Origin of the sequence: Blautia faecis (genome assembly GCF_020554845.1) — a bacterium.
GTDB classification, from domain to species: domain Bacteria; phylum Bacillota; class Clostridia; order Lachnospirales; family Lachnospiraceae; genus Blautia_A; species Blautia_A faecis.
Map to the genome: position 1 here is coordinate 25,831 of NZ_JAJCIA010000016.1, position 20,701 is coordinate 46,531.

Annotated in this window: 17 protein-coding genes; 13 read left to right on the plus strand and 4 right to left on the minus strand. The window is 43.5% G+C overall.

Annotated elements, in window-relative coordinates; translation table 11 throughout:
- Positions 1-14: 14 nt before the first annotated feature.
- Positions 15-992, plus strand: a complete 978-nt coding sequence (locus LIZ66_RS09550; protein ID WP_227200767.1) for a TMEM198/TM7SF3 family protein — start codon at positions 15-17, stop codon at positions 990-992.
- Between the two features lie 147 nt (positions 993-1,139).
- Here the strand turns inward: LIZ66_RS09550 and rfbD are convergent, their stop codons facing one another.
- The 4 genes from rfbD to LIZ66_RS09570 form a co-directional block, all read right to left on the minus strand.
- Positions 1,140-2,081, minus strand: coding sequence for a dTDP-4-dehydrorhamnose reductase (gene rfbD, locus LIZ66_RS09555; RefSeq protein ID WP_227200766.1), 942 nt, complete (start codon positions 2,079-2,081; stop codon positions 1,140-1,142).
- Between the two features lie 14 nt (positions 2,082-2,095).
- A complete protein-coding gene (gene rfbB / locus LIZ66_RS09560; protein ID WP_021926781.1) occupies positions 2,096-3,115 on the minus strand; it encodes a dTDP-glucose 4,6-dehydratase in 1,020 nt (339 codons plus the stop codon).
- A 27-nt stretch (positions 3,116-3,142) separates the two neighbouring features.
- Positions 3,143-4,039 carry a glucose-1-phosphate thymidylyltransferase RfbA gene (gene rfbA, locus LIZ66_RS09565; RefSeq protein WP_118581363.1) on the minus strand — a complete coding sequence of 299 codons (897 nt, stop codon included), beginning with the start codon at positions 4,037-4,039 and terminating at the stop codon, positions 3,143-3,145.
- Positions 4,040-4,234: 195 nt separating this feature from the next.
- A complete protein-coding gene (locus LIZ66_RS09570) occupies positions 4,235-5,431 on the minus strand; it encodes a MerR family transcriptional regulator (protein WP_173773661.1) in 1,197 nt (398 codons plus the stop codon).
- A 300-nt stretch (positions 5,432-5,731) separates the two neighbouring features.
- On the opposite strand from LIZ66_RS09570, the gene LIZ66_RS09575 reads away from it, so the two are divergent.
- The 12 genes from LIZ66_RS09575 to LIZ66_RS09630 all read left to right on the plus strand — a co-directional run bounded on the left by LIZ66_RS09575 (position 5,732) and on the right by LIZ66_RS09630 (position 20,572).
- On the plus strand, positions 5,732-6,472 hold the full coding sequence (locus LIZ66_RS09575) for a DUF3825 domain-containing protein (protein WP_148462258.1): 741 nt from the start codon (positions 5,732-5,734) through the stop codon (positions 6,470-6,472).
- A 295-nt stretch (positions 6,473-6,767) separates the two neighbouring features.
- On the plus strand, positions 6,768-7,493 hold the full coding sequence (locus LIZ66_RS09580) for a hypothetical protein (protein WP_226837897.1): 726 nt from the start codon (positions 6,768-6,770) through the stop codon (positions 7,491-7,493).
- A 330-nt stretch (positions 7,494-7,823) separates the two neighbouring features.
- Positions 7,824-9,938 (plus strand): NAD-dependent epimerase/dehydratase family protein, encoded by a 2,115-nt coding sequence (locus tag LIZ66_RS09585; protein ID WP_226837898.1) that lies wholly within the window; start codon positions 7,824-7,826, stop codon positions 9,936-9,938.
- The gene (locus LIZ66_RS09590; protein ID WP_226837899.1) at positions 9,935-10,840 is read left to right on the plus strand and encodes a hypothetical protein; all 906 of its coding nucleotides are present in this window, start codon (positions 9,935-9,937) and stop codon (positions 10,838-10,840) included. Before LIZ66_RS09585 ends, LIZ66_RS09590 begins: the two co-directional genes overlap by 4 nt.
- Positions 10,816-12,657 (plus strand): DUF2194 domain-containing protein, encoded by a 1,842-nt coding sequence (locus LIZ66_RS09595; protein WP_226837900.1) that lies wholly within the window; start codon positions 10,816-10,818, stop codon positions 12,655-12,657. The genes LIZ66_RS09590 and LIZ66_RS09595 overlap by 25 nt, the downstream gene beginning before the upstream one ends.
- An 84-nt stretch (positions 12,658-12,741) precedes the next feature.
- Positions 12,742-14,166 carry a GT4 family glycosyltransferase PelF gene (pelF, locus tag LIZ66_RS09600; RefSeq protein ID WP_330634163.1) on the plus strand — a complete coding sequence of 475 codons (1,425 nt, stop codon included), beginning with the start codon at positions 12,742-12,744 and terminating at the stop codon, positions 14,164-14,166.
- Positions 14,147-15,616, plus strand: coding sequence for an exopolysaccharide Pel transporter PelG (gene pelG, locus LIZ66_RS09605; RefSeq protein WP_226837901.1), 1,470 nt, complete (start codon positions 14,147-14,149; stop codon positions 15,614-15,616). The genes pelF and pelG overlap by 20 nt, the downstream gene beginning before the upstream one ends.
- On the plus strand, positions 15,603-17,408 hold the full coding sequence (locus LIZ66_RS09610; RefSeq protein WP_226837902.1) for a CotH kinase family protein: 1,806 nt from the start codon (positions 15,603-15,605) through the stop codon (positions 17,406-17,408). The genes pelG and LIZ66_RS09610 overlap by 14 nt, the downstream gene beginning before the upstream one ends.
- Positions 17,398-18,126, plus strand: coding sequence for a polyphosphate polymerase domain-containing protein (locus LIZ66_RS09615; RefSeq protein ID WP_226837903.1), 729 nt, complete (start codon positions 17,398-17,400; stop codon positions 18,124-18,126). The genes LIZ66_RS09610 and LIZ66_RS09615 overlap by 11 nt, the downstream gene beginning before the upstream one ends.
- A gap of 107 nt (positions 18,127-18,233) precedes the next feature.
- Positions 18,234-18,905, plus strand: a complete 672-nt coding sequence (locus LIZ66_RS09620; protein ID WP_226837904.1) for a DUF4956 domain-containing protein — start codon at positions 18,234-18,236, stop codon at positions 18,903-18,905.
- Positions 18,902-20,272 (plus strand): DUF4832 domain-containing protein, encoded by a 1,371-nt coding sequence (locus LIZ66_RS09625; RefSeq protein WP_226837905.1) that lies wholly within the window; start codon positions 18,902-18,904, stop codon positions 20,270-20,272. The genes LIZ66_RS09620 and LIZ66_RS09625 overlap by 4 nt, the downstream gene beginning before the upstream one ends.
- A gap of 63 nt (positions 20,273-20,335) precedes the next feature.
- Positions 20,336-20,572: a hypothetical protein gene (locus tag LIZ66_RS09630; RefSeq protein ID WP_173735146.1), complete on the plus strand. Its 237-nt coding sequence runs from the start codon at positions 20,336-20,338 to the stop codon at positions 20,570-20,572.
- Positions 20,573-20,701 lie beyond the last annotated feature (129 nt).

The window sequence follows — 20,701 nt, forward strand, 5'->3', positions numbered from 1 at the left end:
AGGTATAAACAGATATGGTTGATATTTTAAAAAATATTATGAATATTGCATACAGAGTTCGGGATATGCAGATCGCAGGTACTTTGTCCATGGTTTTATTTGGAGCAGTGCTTGTGTTTGGAATTATGAACTGTGTACTCGGATACCGTCTTTTAAGATTCTGGATGATGATCTTTGGATTTCTCATTGGAGCAGGAATCGGATTATTTGCCATTCATCAGATCGGATTCGGGGAAAAGGTGTATTATGCAGTGGGAATGATCGGGGTAGGACTGGTACTTGCCATTCTTTCCTTTGCAGTGTTTAAGGCCGGTATTTTTATTATGGGAGCAGGAATCGGGCTGACGCTTACTGTGTATATAATCCATCCGACTACTTCTTTCAGCTTTTTCATCTGTCTTCTGGTGGGAGTAGGTCTTGGAATGCTGGCGCTTCGCTATGAGAGAGAAGTGATCATCGTGGGAACCAGTATACTGGGTGGTATTTTAAGTGGCTTTTCTGCTGCCAAGCTGGCAAAAATGGAGGAAATTCCTTTTGGAATCATTTTTTCCATTGGGTTCGCCCTTGTGGGAATGCTGATTCAGTTTGCCATTAATAAGCCGAAATATGACGATGATTACGATGACGAGGAAGATGAGAATCAGGGGAAAGTATCAGAAAGACGACAGAAACGGGAAGAAGCTGATCAGGAGGAAGATGAAAACGAGACAAAGCGCAGAGGGAAAAAAGAGCGTGATGATAAAAAGAATCCTTCCAGGGAGCAGTACAGAAAGTATCCGGAAGAGTATGAAGAGGATTTAGATGATGACCTGTCTGATGCGGATGATGAGGAGATTGATGAGATTCTGGATGAGTATGGTGTGGACGAGGACGATGTGATTGAGGAATATCTGGAAGATTATTATGGCGAGAACAAGAGAAAGCCGCAGAAAAGACAGAAAAGTAAAAACAAGCGGAAAAACAGTGCCAGCCCTTATCAGAAGAACAGATAGATGAAATCTATTTTGGGGACATCAGAGAGGAAAGAAGAAAGTAAATAAAAACTATGAAATCCTGGAGTCAATAATGCTTCAGGATTTTGACTTATAAAGAAAACGCAGTCAATTGATTTTGAAATTGACTGCGCTTTGTTTTGTGAATTAGAATTCAATTTCCTTTAAATATCTTGCCAGAGCATCCTGCCAGGTTGGAAGAGGGGTGAATCCGTTTTCTACCAGCTTCTTTTTGTCCAGGCGGCTGTTAAATGGGCGTGCAGCCTTGGAAACTCCGTATTCAGCGGTGGTAACAGGAAGAACAGTTACTTTATCCTCAGCATACTCGGTATGTCCAAGCTCAACAGCCTGACGGAAGATTTCCTTAGTGAAATCATACCAGCTGATATAACCACCCTCATTGGTTGCGTGATAGTAACCGTATTTGTCAGTGAGAATCATGTCGATCATCAGGCGGGCAAGGTCATAGGTGTAGGTTGGAGTACCGATCTGGTCGTTGACAACCTTTAAGGTATCATGTGTTTTGGCAACATTTAACATGGTCTTGATAAAGTTCTTGCCATTTTTACCAAATACCCATGCAATACGGATGATAAAAAATTTGTCAACATTGTTATAAACTGCAAGCTCTCCGTCAAGCTTTGTCTGACCGTAAACATTCAGAGGTTTGTAGGCTTTACAGTCTGGCTCCCATGGAGTGGTGCCCTGACCGTCGAATACATAGTCTGTGGAAAGATACATCATTTTGATGCCCAGCTTTTTGCAGACTTTTGCAATATTTTCAGTACCAAGAACATTTACTTTGCGGACGATTTCCTGTTTGTCCTCATCTTCAGCTGCATCTACAGCTGTCCAGGCTGCACAGTGTACCACGCCGTCTACGCCTGCTTCTGTAATGGCTTTTTCCACAGCGGAAGCATCTGTAATGTCTACAGAAACATAAGGCATTGTGGTGACAGCAGTACCATCCTGAATTCCGCTGTACTCCGGGGCAAGGTCAGAGCCTACCCCTTCGTATCCGCGTTTGTTAAGTTCGTTCATTACATCATGACCAAGCTGACCGGCCACACCTGTTACAAACAGCTTCATAAAAACAGCCCTCCTTAGCGGTTGCCGTACATTTTTTCGTAGTAATTCTGATACTCTCCGGAAATAATGGTCTCCCACCATTCCTTGTTGTCAAGATACCACTGGATGGTCTTCTTGATACCGTCTGCAAATTTGGTTTCTGGCAGCCAGCCCAGTTCGTTGTGGATCTTGGTTGGGTCGATCGCATAACGCATGTCATGACCCTTACGGTCTGTTACGTATGTGATCAGGCTCTCTGGTTTTCCAAGTTCTTTACAGATGATCTTAACGATGTCGATGTTTTTCATTTCGTTGTGTCCGCCTACATTATAAACCTCACCAACACGTCCTTTGTGAATGATCAGGTCGATGGCACGGCAGTGATCCTCAACATACAGCCAGTCACGAACATTCTCACCTTTTCCATAAACAGGAAGTGGTTTGTCATTTAATGCGTTGGCGATCATAAGCGGAATCAGTTTTTCCGGGAAATGATATGGGCCGTAGTTGTTAGAGCAGCGGCTGATGGATACAGGAAGTCCATAGGTTCTGTGGTAAGCAAGTACCAGAAGGTCAGCAGAAGCCTTGGAAGAGCTGTATGGGCTGCTTGTGTGGATCGGAGTTTCCTCTGTGAAGAACAGGTCCGGTCTGTCAAGTGGCAGATCCCCGTAAACCTCGTCAGTGGAAACCTGATGGTAACGTTTGATTCCGTATTTGCGGCAGGCATCCATAAGAACAGCAGTACCGATAATGTTTGTGTTCAGGAAAACCTCAGGGTTCTCGATGGAACGGTCAACGTGGCTCTCAGCCGCGAAGTTTACAACCATGTCCGGATGTTCTTCCTCAAAAAGCTTGTAAACTGCTTCACGGTCTGTGATGCTCTCTTTTACAAAACGGAAATTCGGGTTATCCATAACCGGTGCCAGAGTAGAAAGATTACCTGCATAGGTAAGGCAGTCCAGACAGATGATGCGGTAGTCCGGGTATTTTTTTAACATGTGGAAAATAAAGTTGCTTCCGATAAATCCGGCACCGCCGGTAACGATAATATTCATGATATAATTCTCCTTTGATTTTTATTATTAGTGAAGTACGTCCATATATTTACCATCCAGTACGTCCTTCAGATACTGACCATACTGATTCTTCTTCAGCACGTTGTAAACTTCCATAACTTCTTCCCTGGAAATCCAGCCGTTTAAGTAAGCAATTTCCTCAAGGCATGCAATCTTACGGTGCTGATGGGTTTCTACTGTTTTTACAAAATTAGTTGCGTCTACAAGACTCTCATGTGTACCTGTGTCAAGCCATGTGAAGCCCTGGCCAAGAAGCTCTACATTTAACTGACCCTTTTCCAGGTAAATACGGTTCAGGTCTGTGATCTCCAGCTCACCGCGGGCGCTTGGTTTCAGGTTCTTTGCATATTCAACAACTTTGTTATCATAGAAGTAAAGACCTGTTACACAATAGTTGCTCTTCGGATGCTCTGGCTTTTCTTCGATGGAAATGGCTTTGCCTTCCTGATCGAATTCAACGATACCGAATCGTTCCGGGTCGTCTACATAGTAGCCGAATACAGTAGCACCTTTTCCTGAGCTTGCATTCTCAACAGCGGCTTTCAGACGCTTCTTAAGACCGTGTCCTGCGAAAATGTTGTCTCCAAGAACCATGGCAACCGTGTCATTTCCAATGAACTCTTCGCCAATGATAAATGCCTGTGCAAGTCCATCCGGGCTTGGCTGTACAGCGTAAGTAAGAGATACGCCGAACTGATGACCGTCACCAAGAAGCTCCTTGAAACGTGGGGTATCCTGTGGAGTGGAAATGATCAGGATATCACGGATCCCTGCGTTCATAAGAACGGACATTGGATAGTAGATCATTGGTTTATCATAAATTGGAAGCAGCTGCTTGGATGTGACCATAGTCAATGGGTAAAGTCTGGTACCGGATCCACCGGCTAAAATAATTCCCTTCATAATTTCGTTCTCCTTTGTTGGATTTGCTATATTGTTCCTATTGCGAACAATATCTGATTTATGCTGTCAGGTGCATAATTTCGTAGTCGTTCATGAATGCTGCCGGATTTTGGGCAGCATTTGTTTGCCCTGACCTGAGTCTGTAACTACATTATAAAAGGTGACCTTACGTTACCTTCAAGACCTTTTTTACAATTATTTCAAGTTTGTTACTTTTTCACAAAGAAATACCCCTGCATCCTTGGTGATATGGAATCCATTTTCTGTTTTTTTCTTAACAAGGGCGCGAAAATCCTTGTAACGGTCTGGCAGATACTGGTTCTGATTGCCGTGGCAGGAGAGAATATAGGAGATTAAAGGCTCCGCATCGGTAACGATCAGTTCGTCTTCATAGGATTTCCAGGTGATCTTCTGAAAATAAGGGGAAAGGATATCCGTCCCGTTTTCCCGGCCAAAGCGTTCGTACAGTTTATCCGCGGAGAGGGCAATCCTTTCATCGAAGGACTGGACCAGAAGGCTGACCTCCCGCATATGTCTGGAACCGTAGGTACTGCAAAGAAAACGCCCGCCCGGCTTTAGGATTTTTGTTACATTTTTGCACACCTTTCCAATGTCGTCACAGTAAAAAAGTACATGATTGGCAATGACCAGATCAAAGGTGCCAATCCTTGGAGGAATGCTGTGACAGTCAAAAGCTTTGAAAGAAAAACGGGGATCTTCTCCGCCAATGGCACGCCTGGCGTCACGGAGCATACCCTCGGAAATATCAGAAAGGGTAATGTGTATGTTCCCTGGCAGTTTTGATAAGTTCTGGGTCCAGAGAGCTCCGTCACCGCATCCAAGCTCCAGAATATTCATTCCCTCATGAATCTGGCACTGCTGGCAGATCCAGGGAAACCAGCCTTCCTGGTTTACAGAATAAAGACTGTGCAGGTTGATCCTGGAAGAAATGTTGGAAGCATTCTGGTACTGGTTTTTCAGACTTTTTTCCATAACAGTCAGATGGATCAGGTCCAGCATACGGCTCCAGTCCACGGTATGCTCCTCAGAAATGGCCTGGGCAGTATCTTTCAGTGTTTTTTCCACAAGCTGCATCTGTTCAATCCGGTCCTGTACAAGCTTCAGCTGTACATTCAGGGCATTGAGCATAAAATGGCTGTCCGGGTCTTCGATAGTCATCTCCCGGATATCCTCCAGGGAAAATCCAAGATATTTTAGCAGCAGGATCTGCTGCAGCCTTGCAAAGTCCGTGTCAGTATAAAATCTTGCACCGGATTCGGATACAAGAGAAGGTTTCAGAATATCGTGCTGGTCGTAATAACGGATGGTCCGCAGTGTTACTCCAGCCATCCGGGCAAACTGACCGGAAGAATAGTAGCCATCTTTTTTCAAAAAAACACCTCCTGGACTGCCAAATATTATATTTTATTATAGGAAAAATTTATCCGGGGTGCAATGGGAAATTTGAGGCAGGTTACGGTTTGTTATACTTACAAAAGAACAGCTCGCGGAATATTACTGGCAGATCCTGTCGCAAAGAGACGAACGCTTTTCCTTGTGCTTTTTTTATCTGTGTGCTACCCTTTAATCAAGGTCAGCGGGGCCGAAGATGAATCTTAAAACTGGCAGTTCTGTCAGTCTTTTTCCACAATAAAATGTAAGGAAGAGAAGAAAAAAGGACAGGAGGTTAACATGAACCTATTCGATTTTACCTACTGCGGTAATTATAACCGGCAGATCCAGAACCTGGCCAGAATATCCCCTGAGAAGTGGAGCTTTGGGCAGTCCGGGGATAACGGGATCCTGAAAGGCTATCTGGAAAATACATTCCGCAGACTGTATGAGGAAGGAAAAGTACGGGAAGAGAAAGAATATGCCCTTTTTCATACAGGACTCTTTAATCAGTATTATCAGCCGATTTATGCTTATTTTGTTCCAAATGTAGTACCGGACAGACAGAAATGGTATCTGGAAGGATTTTATACAGACTACTCACTTTTAAAAATAAAAATTACGGATCTTCCACCCAGGGCTTCCTATGTGGAAAATCCTTCCGATCTGGTGTTTGATACCAAGCTGCCGGTGGTGCCTCAGTATGAGCATATTTTTGATGATGAGGAAAATGTGCAGCGGCTTCCTTCCGCAGTGAGGGAGAGCGGCATGCGGGTACAGCTTTTTGATGGAGCCTTACAGCAGACCAGACGAATACTGGAGTCAGACTACAAGGCTGCCATTCCTCAGTATTATAACCATTCCATTCAGCTTTTAATCCCAATCTGCCTTCAGAACCCGGGAATTCCCGATCTGGCACTGGCCTGTATGAAAACTCCGGATGGGGCCAAATATCTGGGACGAACCTGTCTGACTCTCCGGATGGCCTATCACAATGCCAGACTGCTTGCAAGACTGGACGGGAGCTGGCTGAGGGCGTGAAGAAGTTAGAGAAAATGAAATACCTTCAAAGATGATATTGGAACAGCAATCGGAAAGCTGCAATTTCCTGGCAACGTCTTGCTGCTGTGGGGCAGATCGTGAGCAGGAATAAAGAGTGTGAAAGAACTGTGACTTTCTTTCGGAAAACCTGTTCAAAATATATAAAACGTGTTACAATATAAAACTATCACAGAGAGAAAATCAGAGGTAAGGACTACATAAGACAGCAAGTCCTGGATCGATCAGAGAGGTAGGAATCAGACCTTGGATTTTCTTACAGAACACAGGAGAATGTATGAGAATCGAATTAAAAGACGAAAATCAGGAAGAACCGCAGAAAATTGACGAGAACGACATCCGTTACAAACACGAGACCGATCTGACGAAGAAAGAGAAGCGTGAACTTGAGAAAATGAAGCTTGCCAGTATGGGCTGGAAGGGAAAGCTTCAGTATATCTGGGCCTATTATAAGCCTCAGATGGCAGCCATTGTGGCGGTGATCGCCATAGCCTTTTTTGTAAAAGATCTTTACGAAAATTCCAGGATCCATACAGCACTTACGGTTATGGTAATTGACTCCTACGGAACGAAGCAGGAGGAAGCCGAAGAAAAGGTGCAGGAAGCGCTGGGAATCCAGGATGATCCATATGAAATCGTCACAGTAGACGAAAGCCTGCGCACCGGTGAAGACGGAGTTGCATTGGAATCCTACAGCCAGATGGCCTTTACCACTAAAGTATCTGCCAGGGCGGTGGATGTGCTTATTGGTTCTGAAGATTATATGGACGGTTTTGAGTTCAAAGATGAGTATTTTATGGATCTGACAAAGCTTTTGCCAGAGGAGGTTTACCAGGCCTTTGGGGAGCAGGATGACAAATACAGCATTACCATTGATTCTGATGAACTGGAAGAGGAACTTGAGGTGACCTATGAGCCTGTTAAGATCGGAGTTCTCGCTAATTCAGAGAATGTGGAGAATGCAGTGAAATGGCTGACGAAACTGGCAGAAGATTTATCGTAAATAATGAAGGGAGACGTGTGAAAGGTGCCGCGTCCCCCTTCCTTTTTCTGTAAAAATATGCCGGATTTTCTGGGTGCATTTCACATCAAAGCTTTTTCAGATAGTGTTTTTCAATAAAAGAGAGAACTCCATATAGCCCCATGGCAATCAGACACAAAACCACAATGGACATCAGCACCCAGGTAAGCTTGAAGAAGTGTGTCTGCAATCTGAAAGAAAACTATATAAAATTCAGAAAAAATTTTGTAAAAATGTCAATAGGATATTTGACCGAAATAAGGTATCCTAAACAGACAGAAGAGATTCTAAAGGATAACAGGAGAGAAGAATATGAAGGTTTTGCTGGCCGGGAATACCGGCTATGTGACAGAAGAATTTGTAGAAGAAGCATTTCCAGAATGTCAGGTAATGGTACTTGGAAATAAAATGATAAAGACAGTCCGGAGAAGGGAACTTATTTCCAGACCATTTCCCAGGACGGAACTGGAACTTGGAGATATTTTCAGAACATACGAATTTGAAGCTGTGGTATATTTTTCCAATTATCTGACCTTACATGGAGAACTGGAAGGGGAAGCAGAGAATTTGCGCAAGATCCTGCAATACTGCAGGAAAGGGGTTCAAAGCCATTTCCTTTACGTGACAGGACCGGAGGGAATGTTTGATGTACCAACAGGCAAGACTCTGCTGGTACAAAATGCAGAGGATGTGTGCAGACGCTATGCGGGACTGTACGGTCTGAGGGTGAAAATACTGCGAGTACCCTATTTATATTCCGGAACCTATAAAAAAGATTTCTTTTACAAAATTTTCCAGGCTTCGAAAGAGAGCCAGAAGCTGTTTTTTCGGGAAGCTCCGGAGCAGAAAGCCTGTTTTTTATATTCTATGGATCTGGCAGAACTGATGTACAAGCTTTTTGATAACTGGAATGATGAGGAAGAGGTGTTGAATGTGCCAGATGTATTTGACATCTGTTTTCAGGATGTGACCGAAGAACTGAAAAAGGTTTTATCCCCGGTTTCCATTATCTATAAAAGCAGTGCCGTTGTAGAAAAAATAAAAGAAGACGACAGACAGATCCGAATAAACTATAACTGGTTTCCAAAGATTTCAGTATTAGATCATATTTCGGAAATGTATGAAGAATATAAAGAATACACACAAAACAATGGGGGAAAAGCAAGCTGGCTTACCAGGCTTTTCAATCAGGACAAAAGATGGCTGCGGGTATGTGAGTTTGTGGTCTGCTTTCTGGCGTTTGAATTTTTGCAGCGTCTTCTGGGAAATCAGGCTCAGTTTAAGATGATTGATCTGCGTCTTGTGTTTATTGTCTTGTTTGGAAGTCTTTACGGTCTGGGATATGGGATTGCCGGAGCAGCAGCCCAGGCAGTATCCTTGCTTCTGGCATATGAAAGCCAGGGAACAAAGTGGTATACTCTTTTTTACGAACCGGCTAACTGGATACCATTTATCTTTTATTTTGCTGCAGGTGCCGTGTGTGGCTATGTGCGAATGAAAAACAGGGAAAATCTGGAATTTATATCAGAGAAGAATCAGCTGATCCGGGAAAAATTTCTCTTTATGCGTGATCTGTACCAGGAGACCCTTCAGGACAAAAAAAGATACAAAAAACAAATCCTGGGCAGTAAGGACAGCTTCGGAAAGATTTTTGACATTACCAGAAAGCTGGATATTGTACAGCCAGAGGAACTGTTTATTGAAACTATGCACATTATGGAAGAGGTTCTGGAGAATGAAACCTTTGCGTTTTATTCTCTCAGTCAGAAAAACGGATATGGCAGGCTGGAAGCTGCATCTCCCAAGTCTCAGGGAATGTACTCTGCTTCTGTTAGATTAAGCGAGTATACGCTTGCCATGGATACCCTGGAAAAAGGGCAGGTATGGGCAAATCGGGATTTCGTAAAAGGTTATCCCATGTATATGGCTGGTATCAGGAAAGAAGGCAGTCTGGTGATGCTGATCTGTATTCAGGAGGTAAGAAACGGGCAGCTGACTTTATATTATATGAATCTGTTTCAGATTTTATGTGGTCTTGTAGAAACATCTCTTTTACGTGCTCTTGAATATCAGGAAGCCACGGAATACAAGAAATATGTAGAGAATACGAGGATCCTGAAGCCGGAATACTTTGAAAAAAGTCTGGAGCTTCAGCATTCTATGCGTGAGCAGAAGATGGCATCCTATATCCTTCTGAAACTGAAGTATGGGAATATGACCATTGAGGATGCGGATGAGGCATTGGACAGCTGTATCAGAGAAAACGATATCCGTGGTATTTCTCCGGAAGGGGAGTTATATCTGATCCTGACCCAGGCAGATGACAAGGCATTGCCAGTCATCCTTGAACGTCTGAAAAGAAATGGCTTTGAGGGAAAGGTACTTGATGTTCCGGCAGGAAAAGAGACAGCAGGAGTGGAATCATGACAAAAACAGCAATTGGAATCACGGCACTGGCGATTCATCTGATCATTTGTATACTGATCTGGTCAGGAATACGCACAGGTTTTCTGAAAGTAAAGATGTACATGCTGTCTCTTGCCGTATTTGTACCAGTCTGGGGACCGGTGTGTGTCCTGCTCATACATTTTCAGCTTTTTTTCGGTACGGATCAGGTGAAAACAGTGGGAGTTGAAAAGCTCAGGGTTAACGAGGAAATTTATAAGAACATGTTTCCGGCCATGGAGGAAAATGACAGGGATGTGGTTCCTCTGGAGGAGGCCCTTCTTCTGAATGATCCTTCCAGGCGCCGGGAACTGATCATGAACGTTCTGAATGATAACCCGGGGGAATATGTGGAATTATTAAAGCAGGCACGAATGAATGAGGATGTGGAGGTAGTCCATTATGCGATTACAGCCATGGTGGAACTGTCCAAAGAATATGATTACAGATTACAAAAAATTGAGAAAAAATATACGAATGATCCAGATGATCCTGTTATTCTGGAGGAGTACTGTGATTTCCTGAAAGAATATCTGAGTCAGGGCTTTATGGAGAAGCAGATGGAACAGATTTACAGAAACCAGTATACCCAGCTTTTGTTAAAACAGCTGGAACAAAAGGTGAATCTCCATACCTGTGTCTGCCTGATGGAAAATCTTATGGTGCAAAGGGATTTTTTTCTGGCAGAAAAAATATTGAAAATCATGGATCAGAACTGGCACAGAGGTGAAGAATACTGGATCTGGAAAATTCGGTATCTGGCAGAACGGAAAATGGGGAAAGAACTGAAACAGAGCTTACAGGCATTGAAGGAAGAGCATATCTATCTTTCTTCCAGAGGAAAGGAGGCACTGGGATTTTGGCTGGATGGATCAAAAAAGTGAAAGCTTTTCAATTTAAGGGAATTCTGGTGATCCTGGGCTGTTTTCTGCTTATAGGAGCCATTCTGTTTGCAGAACGATCCGGTCTGTCCTACCGGGAAAAGGCAAAGAAACTGACTTATCTGGATGCAGATAAAGTGGTTATGGAAGAAACTGCGATAAAGACACTAAAGCCAACCTGCCTTGTTCTTACAGACAGCAGTCAGGCGAACAGCACCATGGCGTGGATCCAGTTCGAGCAGATCTTTAAGGACATGAAGGTGGGTACTGATCTGGTTGATGTAAATCATGAAAGTATACCGGATGATCTGTCTGATTATGAGACTGTGGTCGTTCTTTTAAGCGATTTAAGTCCGCTGAAAGAAAATGTGCTGAAGATCAGCGACTGGGTAAAAGAAGGCGGAAGTGCCATGTTCGCCCTTACTCTTCAAAAAGATACTTATGTATCCCTTATTGAGCAGAAGCTTGGAATTGTATCCTCAGGTTACACAGATGCCATGGTAAACAGCATTTATTTCGACAGTGAGTTTCTCGTCGGAGGCGGAAAAGCATACAAAGTCACAGACGGCTACGAATCGGCCTGGGCAGTGGAGCTGAGTCAGCGTGCAAGGGTATACGCCTGGGCAGATGATACGTCAGGCGTTCCTTTGATTTGGGAAGCTGATTATGGAAACGGAAAGTTTGTAGTAGATAATTTTGGGTTTTATGAAAAAGCTTTCAGAGGCTTTTTTGCTGCATCCTATAGTCTTCTTACAGATGTGGGGGTATATCCGGTGATTAACGGATCCGTCTTTTATCTGGATGATTTTCCCTCCCCAGTTCCAAATGGAGATGGAACTTATATAAAAAGGGATTATGGCACCAGTATTGCGGATTTCTATACCAATATCTGGTGGCCGGATATGATCGCCCTTGCTACGACTCACAATGTGCAATATACAGGAGTTATAATAGAAAATTATGAGGATGAAACAGACGGAGAGACGGAACGCCAGGATGATGTACAGCGGTTCCAGTATTTTGGAAATATGATCCTTCATCAGGGCGGGGAACTGGGTTATCACGGTTATAATCATCAGCCGCTCAGCCTGTCAGACACGGATTATGGAGATGCACTTCCCTATAAGACCTGGACAAGCTTTTCTGCCATGGAAAAAGCAATGAAAGAGCTGATGGATTTTGGAAAGGAAATGTTTCCGGAGACTACCATGTCTGTTTATGTTCCTCCTTCTAATGTTTTGTCAGAAGCGGGAAGGAAACTGCTGGGTTCCCTGTATCCCAAGATTCGTACTATTGCCAGCAATTATTTTTCCGGCGACTATGCTTATGTGCAGGAGTTTGAAGTGGCTGAAGATGGAATCGTAGAACAGCCGCGTATTATTTCCGGTGCGATCATTGACGATTATATGCAGATGGCTGCTTTGTCTGAGTTGAATATGCATTTTGTAAATACACATTTTATGCATCCGGATGACCTTCTGGATGAGGACAGAGGCGCTGCCCTTGGCTGGGAAAAGCTGAAAAACCGTCTGGATGAGTACATGACCTGGCTGAATGAAGCAGCACCGGCACTTCGAAATCTTACAGGCTCCCAGCTATCCGGTGCCATTGAAAGATATGGTGCCCTGACCGTGGAGAAATACATTACAGACAAGAAAGTGCATCTTCATCTGGGAAATTTTTACGATCAGGCGTATCTGATGGTGAGAATGAATAAAGGAACTCCGGTGCGTGTGACTGGTGGAGACTTGACTCAGGCTGCTGGGAATCTGTATCTGCTGAGCGCAGAACAGGAAGATGTGTACATTGAGTTCGAATAAATATAATGACAGCAGTGTCAAAAGGTCTTTTACTATTGATAACATAAACATATGTATTGAAAATGCAGATAAAAGGAGAAAACAGTGAGAATCTGTCTGGTTTTGGAAGGGTGTTATCCTTATGTGTTCGGCGGTGTTTCCACATGGATGCACCAGTATATCAATCAGATGCAGGAGCATGAATTTGTGCTCTGGGTTATTGGGGCAAATGCAGAAAAAAGAGGAAAATTTGTCTATGAACTTCCAGAGAATGTTGTGGAGGTTCATGAGGTTTTTCTGGATGATGCGCTCCAGGTGAAAGAAAAGGGGAAAATGTCCCATATTTTTTCCGAAAAAGAACTAGAAAGTCTGAGCGAGCTGATGCAGATGAGGAGACCGGACTGGGAGACGTTGTTTTCCCTGTATCATGATAAACATTTAAACCCTATGGCTTTTTTGAAAAGTGAGACTTTCCTGGAGCTTCTTATAAAAATCTGTAAGGAACAGTATCCGTATATTGCTTTTGCAGATGCCTTTCACACCATGCGTTCCATGCTCCTTCCTGTTCTGTATCTTATGGGAAGTGAAGTGCCAGAGGCGGATGTGTATCATGCCATATGTACCGGGTACGGCGGACTTCTGGCCTGTCTGGGCGGCTATGTGTACAAAAAGGATGTTCTTCTTACAGAACATGGAATTTATACAAGGGAAAGAGAGGAGGAGATCATCCGTGCCAAGTGGGTGGTTCCATCCTTTAAGAAACAGTGGATCGCTTTCTTTTATATGCTGTCAGATATGATCTATCAGAGGGCATTTCGTGTGACCTGTCTTTTTACAAATGCAATGCGCACTCAGATTCAGATGGGTTGTGCACCTGGGAAGTGCCGGGTTATCGAAAATGGGATCGACTATGACAGGTTGTCTGGAATCCCCCTGAAAGAAGAGGATGGCTGGGTGGATATTGGAGCAGTAGTAAGGCTTGCTCCTATCAAAGATATCAAGACCATGATCTACGCTTTTTTTGAACTGTCTGCACATGTAAAAAATGTACGCCTTCACATTATGGGAGGAGTCGATGATGAAGAATATGCACAGGAATGTTACGAGCTGGTGAAACAGCTGAAGCTGGAAAACATTATATTTACAGGGCGTGTGGACATTGTAAAATATATGGAGAAACTGGATTTTACCATCCTTACCAGCATTTCAGAAGGACAACCCCTGTCTGTGCTGGAATCCTTTGCTGCAAGACGTCCCTGTGTTACCACAGATGTCGGCTGCTGTCGGGAACTTCTGGAAGGAAAGGAAGAGGATGTATATGGAAAGGCAGGCTATTATGTGGCACCTATGTATCGTGACGGACTGGCTCTTGCCATGGAGAAAATGTGTGAATCCAGAAGAAGGCGGCTTCGTATGGGAAAAAATGGACAGGAACGGGTAAAGGCTTATTACAGACAGGAACGCATGATCCGTCTGTACAGGGAGCTTTATGAGGAGGTGATACAAAAAAATGGCCGGAATCGGATTTGAACTAAAAAAACTGTTTAACAGCCGGGGACTGTTTGCTTCCTTCAGAGCTTACGGATATGCGGGAGTCGTATGTACCGGTCCAATGCTTCTTGGAATTGTATTGCTTCTTGGTGTTATGTATCTTTGTGATAAAACAGGAGGCAGCAGACACAGCCGGGAACTTCTGGTGTGTATGATCACGTATACCCTTTTGTTTTCCCTGACAGTTACCAGTTTTTTGTCTATGGTAGTTACCAGGTTTATTGCGGATATGCTGTACGAAGAAAAATATGATATGGTATTGCCTTCTTTCTGGGGCTCTACAGGGATCATGCTGGTGGCCGGCGGGATTCTGTATGGAATTTTTCTTATCTTTTCCGGAGCAGGACTTATGGACAGCTTGCTGTGTCTGTGGCTTTTTGGAGAGCTGACCGTCACCTGGAATGCAATGAGTTATCTCACTGCAATCAAAGATTACAGAGCAATCATGCTGTCATTTACAGCTGCTATTGTGATCACATTTATATCCGGCTGGGTATTGCTGATGCTGGGGATTCCCCATGTGGAAGCTCTTCTGATTGCAGTGGCTGTGGGATACGGAGTGATGCTTTTGTGGGATGTGATCCTTTTGTATCAGTATTTTCCCCAAGGGGAAAAGGGTGCCTTCCTTTTCCTAAGATGGGTGGATCAGTTTCTGCCTCTGGCATTTACCGGGCTTTTTATCAATATTGGACTGTTTGCCCATTTGGTGATCATGTGGGTCGGACCGCTTCAGGTACAGGTGCAGGGACTGTTTGTTGGTGCACCCTACCATGATGTGCCAGCTCTTGTGGCATTTCTTACAATTTTGGTAACAACAGTAAACTTTGTGGTTTCTGTGGAGGTGAATTTTTATCCGAAATATAAAAACTACTACAGTTTATTTAATGATAAAGGTGCTGTAGGAGATATTACCCAGGCTGGTGAGGAAATGTTAAAGGTATTGAATGTGGAATTAAAATACACGGCCTTGAAGCAGCTCCTTGCTACAGCACTTGCTGTTTCTCTTGGCGGACTGCTCCTGGAGTATGTGCCGCTTGGATTTAACGATCTTATGGAAGGGTATTTCAGAACCCTCTGCGTGGGATATGGCATTTATGCAGTGGCAAATACCATACTTCTGCTGCTTTTATATTTTACAGATTACAAAGGAGCGCTGGCGGCCTCCGGATGTTTTGCAGGAGGAACTGTGCTGTTTACAGTAATATCCCTGTTTTTCCCAAGAGTATATTATGGTTTCGGATTTCTCACAGGCAGCGCAGTGTTTTTTCTGATTGCAGCCTTTCGTCTGGACTATTATACAAAGAGGCTGCCCTATTATATTTTGAGTGTACAGCCTGTGGTGGCCAGGGAAAAAAGAGGAAAGTTTTCCAGACTTGGTTTTTTCCTCAGTAAAAAACTGGAAAGGAGTCAGAACAGTGAAAAAATATAAAAAAATTGCATGTATTCTTGCCGGAAGTATGACCATGTCTTTATTCGCAGGCTGTATAGGAAATGGAGATGTAGTGCCGGAAGAAAAAAATGAGAGCACAGATACAGAAGAACCGACAGCATCCGAAACGTCACAGGAGATAAAAAAAGCAGAATCCCGGGATATTGACCAGGTTCATTTAAGAGATAAGGACAGTCTTTATGAAAACGATGACGATACCAGCGTGGTTACCATGTACCTCACTGTTTCAAAGGGGAATTCTTCAGAAAATACAGATCATACATGGGAAGAAATCAATAGTTATTCTGTCTATGATTATGAAGAGATGGGAGTAGACAGATATCAGGCGGCTGCACTTTTACAGATAGGGAATGAGAATGGTCCGACAGAGGGAATGGTAGGATATGGGGAGAATATTCCCAATGCCACGGTACAGATCCGTGGGCAGACTTCAAGCCGGAATGCCCAGAAAAACTATAAGATTGAGCTGAAGAAAAATAAAGGAACCTGGCGCGGGCAGAGAACCATTAATCTGAACAAGCATATGACAGAAGGAATGCGGTTTCGGAACAAGCTCGCCTATGACCTGCTGAAGGGCATTCCCCAGCTGATCAGTCTGAGAACACAGTTCGTCCATCTGTATGTAAAAGATACCACAGATGGTTCTGCTGACGCTGAATTTGAGGACTATGGCTTGTATACCCAGGTAGAGCAGCTGAATAAGACTGGATTGAAGAATCATGGACTGGATTCCAATGGACAGCTTTATAAAATTAATTCTTTTGAATTTTACAGATATGAAGATGTGATAAAACTCCAGGATGATCCATCCTACGACAGTGCTGCTTTTGAAAAATTGCTGGAGATAAAGGGAAGTACCGATCATAGGAAACTGATTCAGATGCTTGAAGCAGTAAATGACTACAGTATACCAATTGACACGGTTCTGGAAGAATACTTTGATGAGGAAAATATTACATATTGGATGGGATTTCAGATTTTGATGGGAAATGTGGATACCCAGAGCCGAAACGTGTATTTATATAGTCCATTAAATTCAGATACCTGGTATTTTATTCCCTGGGATAATGATGGCAGTCTGATGAGACCTGAATATAAGATAACCGGTTTTAGTGATCAGAAAAGCTGGGAATCCGGCGTTAGTAACTATTGGGGAAATGTACTGTTCCAGAGATGTCTGAAATCAGAGCGTTTCCGGGAAAAGCTGGATGAGGCCATTCTGGATCTGAAAGAATATCTCAGTGAAGAGAGACTGGGCACTATGATTGAAAAATACAAGACTGTGGTGAAGCCGTATCTTTATGAGATGCCGGATGTGTTTTATGCACCTCTTACCAGTGAACAATATGATGAGCTTGCTGCATCACTTCCGGAAGAAATAGAAAAAAATTATCAGCTCTATGTAGAAAGTCTTAGTAAGCCTATGCCGTTTTATATTGGTGTTCCTGTTGCAGAGGGAAATAAAATGAAAATAAACTGGGATAATTCCTATTCCTTTGACGCGGAGGATATTACTTATTCTGTAGAGATAGCAAAGGATTATCTTTTTCAGGATGTGATCTATACACAGGATGGTCTTCTGATCCCGGAAACGGAGCTGGAGCTTCCGGAAGCAGGACAGTATTTTATCCGTGTGCGTGCAACCAATGAAAAGGGAAAAACACAGGATGCTTTTGACTATTATGTTACAGATGAAGGAAAGCAGTATGGCATGAGGTGCATCTATGTAACGGAAGATGGTCAGATCGAGGAAGATATTTATGAGGAATAAAAGCAGGGAAGCATTTCGAAATGAATGGAAGTATCTGATCAGTACCAGTGAAAAAGAAATGCTTATGCTCAGGCTGAAGCCATTTCTACAGCCGGATCCCCATGCCGGGGAAGGGGGATATTATATCCGCAGTCTGTATTTTGAGGATTACTGGAACAGTGCATACGCAGAAAAGGAAGCCGGGGTACTGATGCGAAAAAAATACAGGATCCGGATTTATAACAATAATGACAAATTTATCAAACTGGAGCGGAAAAAGAAGTTTGGAAGTTATATTTACAAAGAGAGTGCACCGCTTACAAGAGAAGAGGTGGAGAAAATCCTGAAGGGGGACTATGCGTTCCTTTTGTACAGTCCCCACTCTCTATGCCGGGAATTTTACATAGAATGTACCTGCAATATGATGCGGCCAAGGACCATTGTGGATTACGAACGGATTCCCTGGATCCTGGATGCCGGAACGGTAAGGATCACCTTTGATTCAGATGTGAGAGCGGCTATTGGCAGTTATGATATTTTTGATCCTGGATTGCCTGCTTTGTCTGTGCTGGAACCTGGAAAACTGATTCTGGAAGTGAAGTTTACAGAAATGATTCCCCAGCTTTTACGCGATGTTCTGCCACCGCCAGCAGCGGAATTTACAGCAGTTTCCAAATATGTACTCTGTTATGAGAAAACCAGGTATATGAATGGATTCGAGTACTGGTATGAGACATAAAAAGAAAACGTATAACTGTGAACTATGTTCACAAAAAAATATCTCGCAAAATACTGCCTTCTGAATAATTACAAAAAAGCACAAAGAGATAAGTGGAGGAATTTTTTATGAGTGTAAAGGACATGATCAAAAAATCAGTTCTGGAATCCGGAGCGTTTACCAATTATGATGTTCCGGGGATTCTCACAGCTCTTGCGGCGGCTCTGCTGTTAGGGGCGCTGATCTATCTGGTATACCGGAAGTTTTACGCAGGAGTTGTTTTTTCAAGAACATTTGCTGTTACTCTGGTTGGAATGACAGTGCTTACCTGTATGGTAACCTTGGCTATCAGTACCAATGTGGTAATTTCACTTGGTATGGTAGGAGCGTTGTCCATTGTCCGTTTTCGTACAGCAATTAAGGATCCTATGGATCTTTTGTATCTGTTCTGGGCAATCACCACAGGAATTACGGCTGGAGCGGGAATGTATGTCCTGGCGCTTCTGGCGGCTGCGATTATGATCCTGATGATTGTATTGTTTTATCACAAACAGCAGAGAGGAAAAATCTATATTGCAGTGATCCACTATGCAGGAGACCAGGCAGGGGATGAGGTAATCCGCTGCTTTGGAAAAAGAAAGTATTTTGTCAAATCCAAGACCATGCGCAAAGAAAAAACAGAGATGGCAGTGGAATTGTACTGCCGACAAAATGACATGGATTTTATGGAAAAAATCCGCAGCATTGAAGAGGTAGAAGATGTCACTCTGATTCAGTATAATGGGGAATATCACGGATGAAAAAGATTCTGGCAGCAATGTTGCTGATTCTGATAGTCATTCTGGCAGCTGGCGCAGGTTATCAATGGTGGTCTTCCGGAAATGGAAACAAAAAGCAGTTTCAGAAATCCCAGGAGATTTTTGGAAATCCGCTTATGGGATATGCACCAAGTGCCTGGTATGAGAATGTGTCAGAGGATATTTCGCTTTTGTATATGGACATTACCTGGGCAGAATTAGAGCCGGAAGAAGGGGTGTATGCCTGGGATTCCATAGAAGAGGAAAACCAGATAAACAGGTGGAAAAAAGAAGGAAAGCATCTGATCCTTCGTTTTGTCTGTGACATTCCAGGTGATGAGAAACATATGGATATCCCCCGGTGGCTGTATGAGAAGACGGGGGAAGACGGAACCTGGTATGACGGTGAATATGGAAAAGGATATTCACCGGATTACAACAATAAGGTTTTTATAGAAGAGCATGAGAAGGCAATCAAAGCCCTTGGAGAGCATTTTGGAAAAGACGGGCTGATCAGTTATATTGAGCTTGGAAGTCTTGGACATTGGGGAGAGTGGCATGTAAATTACAGCGATGGGATTACGAGAATCCCTGAGGAAGCTGTAAGAAACCAGTATATTATGCCCTGGCTGGAAGCTTTTCCCGGCGTAAACAGGCTTATGAGAAGACCTTTTCATATTGCAGAAGCTTATGGAATGGGGCTTTATAATGATATGACCGGGCATAAAGAGTCCACAGAGGAATGGCTGACCTGGATTCAGGAAGGTGGAGATTATGGACAGGCAGAGGAGAAAGATGCGCTTGGCAGTATGCCAGACTTCTGGAAGACAGCTCCATCGGGCGGTGAATTTACCAGCTCTGTTTCCATGGAGCAGATGCTGGTGACAGATCTGGATCAGACTGTAGAACTGGTCCGGAGGTCTCACACTACATTTTTAGGTCCGAAATATGCAGACAGTCAGTATAAAGATGGCTATGACAAAGTGCTTTTGAATATGGGGTACCGCCTGTGGATCTCAGAAGCTGCCTGGAAAAGGGAGGGGCAGGAAGATTGCCTGTGCCTGACCTGGAATAATGACGGCGTTGCTCCGTTTTACAAAAACTGGCCGGTATATCTGTATCTGGAGGATCCTTCCGGAAATACAGTGGATAAGACGGAAATCAATATGCTTCTTTCTTCTGTTTTACCGGATACACAGCTTATTACCCGGACTGTATTTGAAACCCGGGATATTCCGGCACTTTTGAAGGAGGGATATGCGCTGTCTGTGGGAATTGAAGATCCCATGACAGAAAAGCCTGGCGTAAGGCTGGCAATGGACTGCGCTTACCAGAATGGCAGAAATATACTATGGCAGAAGGAAAAATAGAGTGGCTTTCGGTCCCTTTACTTTCGGAAGAAACGGTAATGAAAAGTTGGAAGAGGTAGAGAAATGTCAGAAAAAATAGTGAAATACGAGTATGAATATGGCCTATGTAAACGGATGCACTATCGTGGATTATGGTGCGTGCGTTATGAAGGTGTGCCAGGGCATTTTGAGAAAGCGGGTATGGCCTGCGCCTGTGCAGTGGATGGCTGTGATAAGGACTGTGCAGTTATGGAAAGTGCGGATGCCGTTATTGATCCGGAGTGGGAGTGGCATATGCTGGACAATCCGCCTGGAAGATAGAAAAAAATATGGCAGAGACAGGAAGAACTGCATATTATACCATAAGGCATGAAAACCGGAGTTGATAGTATGAGTCTGGCGGAATCCTTAAATTGGGAGCAAGAAGAGCAGTACACATCCGTTTTTCCA

Coding starts and splice junctions, on each gene's coding strand:
- LIZ66_RS09550 (WP_227200767.1), top strand. CDS start 15: ATGGTTGATATTTTAAAAAATATTATGAATATTGCATACAGAGTTCGG.
- rfbD (WP_227200766.1), bottom strand. CDS start 2,081: ATGAAGCTGTTTGTAACAGGTGTGGCCGGTCAGCTTGGTCATGATGTA.
- rfbB (WP_021926781.1), bottom strand. CDS start 3,115: ATGAATATTATCGTTACCGGCGGTGCCGGATTTATCGGAAGCAACTTT.
- rfbA (WP_118581363.1), bottom strand. CDS start 4,039: ATGAAGGGAATTATTTTAGCCGGTGGATCCGGTACCAGACTTTACCCA.
- LIZ66_RS09575 (WP_148462258.1), top strand. CDS start 5,732: ATGAACCTATTCGATTTTACCTACTGCGGTAATTATAACCGGCAGATC.
- LIZ66_RS09580 (WP_226837897.1), top strand. CDS start 6,768: ATGAGAATCGAATTAAAAGACGAAAATCAGGAAGAACCGCAGAAAATT.
- LIZ66_RS09585 (WP_226837898.1), top strand. CDS start 7,824: ATGAAGGTTTTGCTGGCCGGGAATACCGGCTATGTGACAGAAGAATTT.
- LIZ66_RS09590 (WP_226837899.1), top strand. CDS start 9,935: ATGACAAAAACAGCAATTGGAATCACGGCACTGGCGATTCATCTGATC.
- pelG (WP_226837901.1), top strand. CDS start 14,147: ATGGCCGGAATCGGATTTGAACTAAAAAAACTGTTTAACAGCCGGGGA.
- LIZ66_RS09615 (WP_226837903.1), top strand. CDS start 17,398: ATGAGGAATAAAAGCAGGGAAGCATTTCGAAATGAATGGAAGTATCTG.
- LIZ66_RS09620 (WP_226837904.1), top strand. CDS start 18,234: ATGAGTGTAAAGGACATGATCAAAAAATCAGTTCTGGAATCCGGAGCG.
- LIZ66_RS09625 (WP_226837905.1), top strand. CDS start 18,902: ATGAAAAAGATTCTGGCAGCAATGTTGCTGATTCTGATAGTCATTCTG.
- LIZ66_RS09630 (WP_173735146.1), top strand. CDS start 20,336: ATGTCAGAAAAAATAGTGAAATACGAGTATGAATATGGCCTATGTAAA.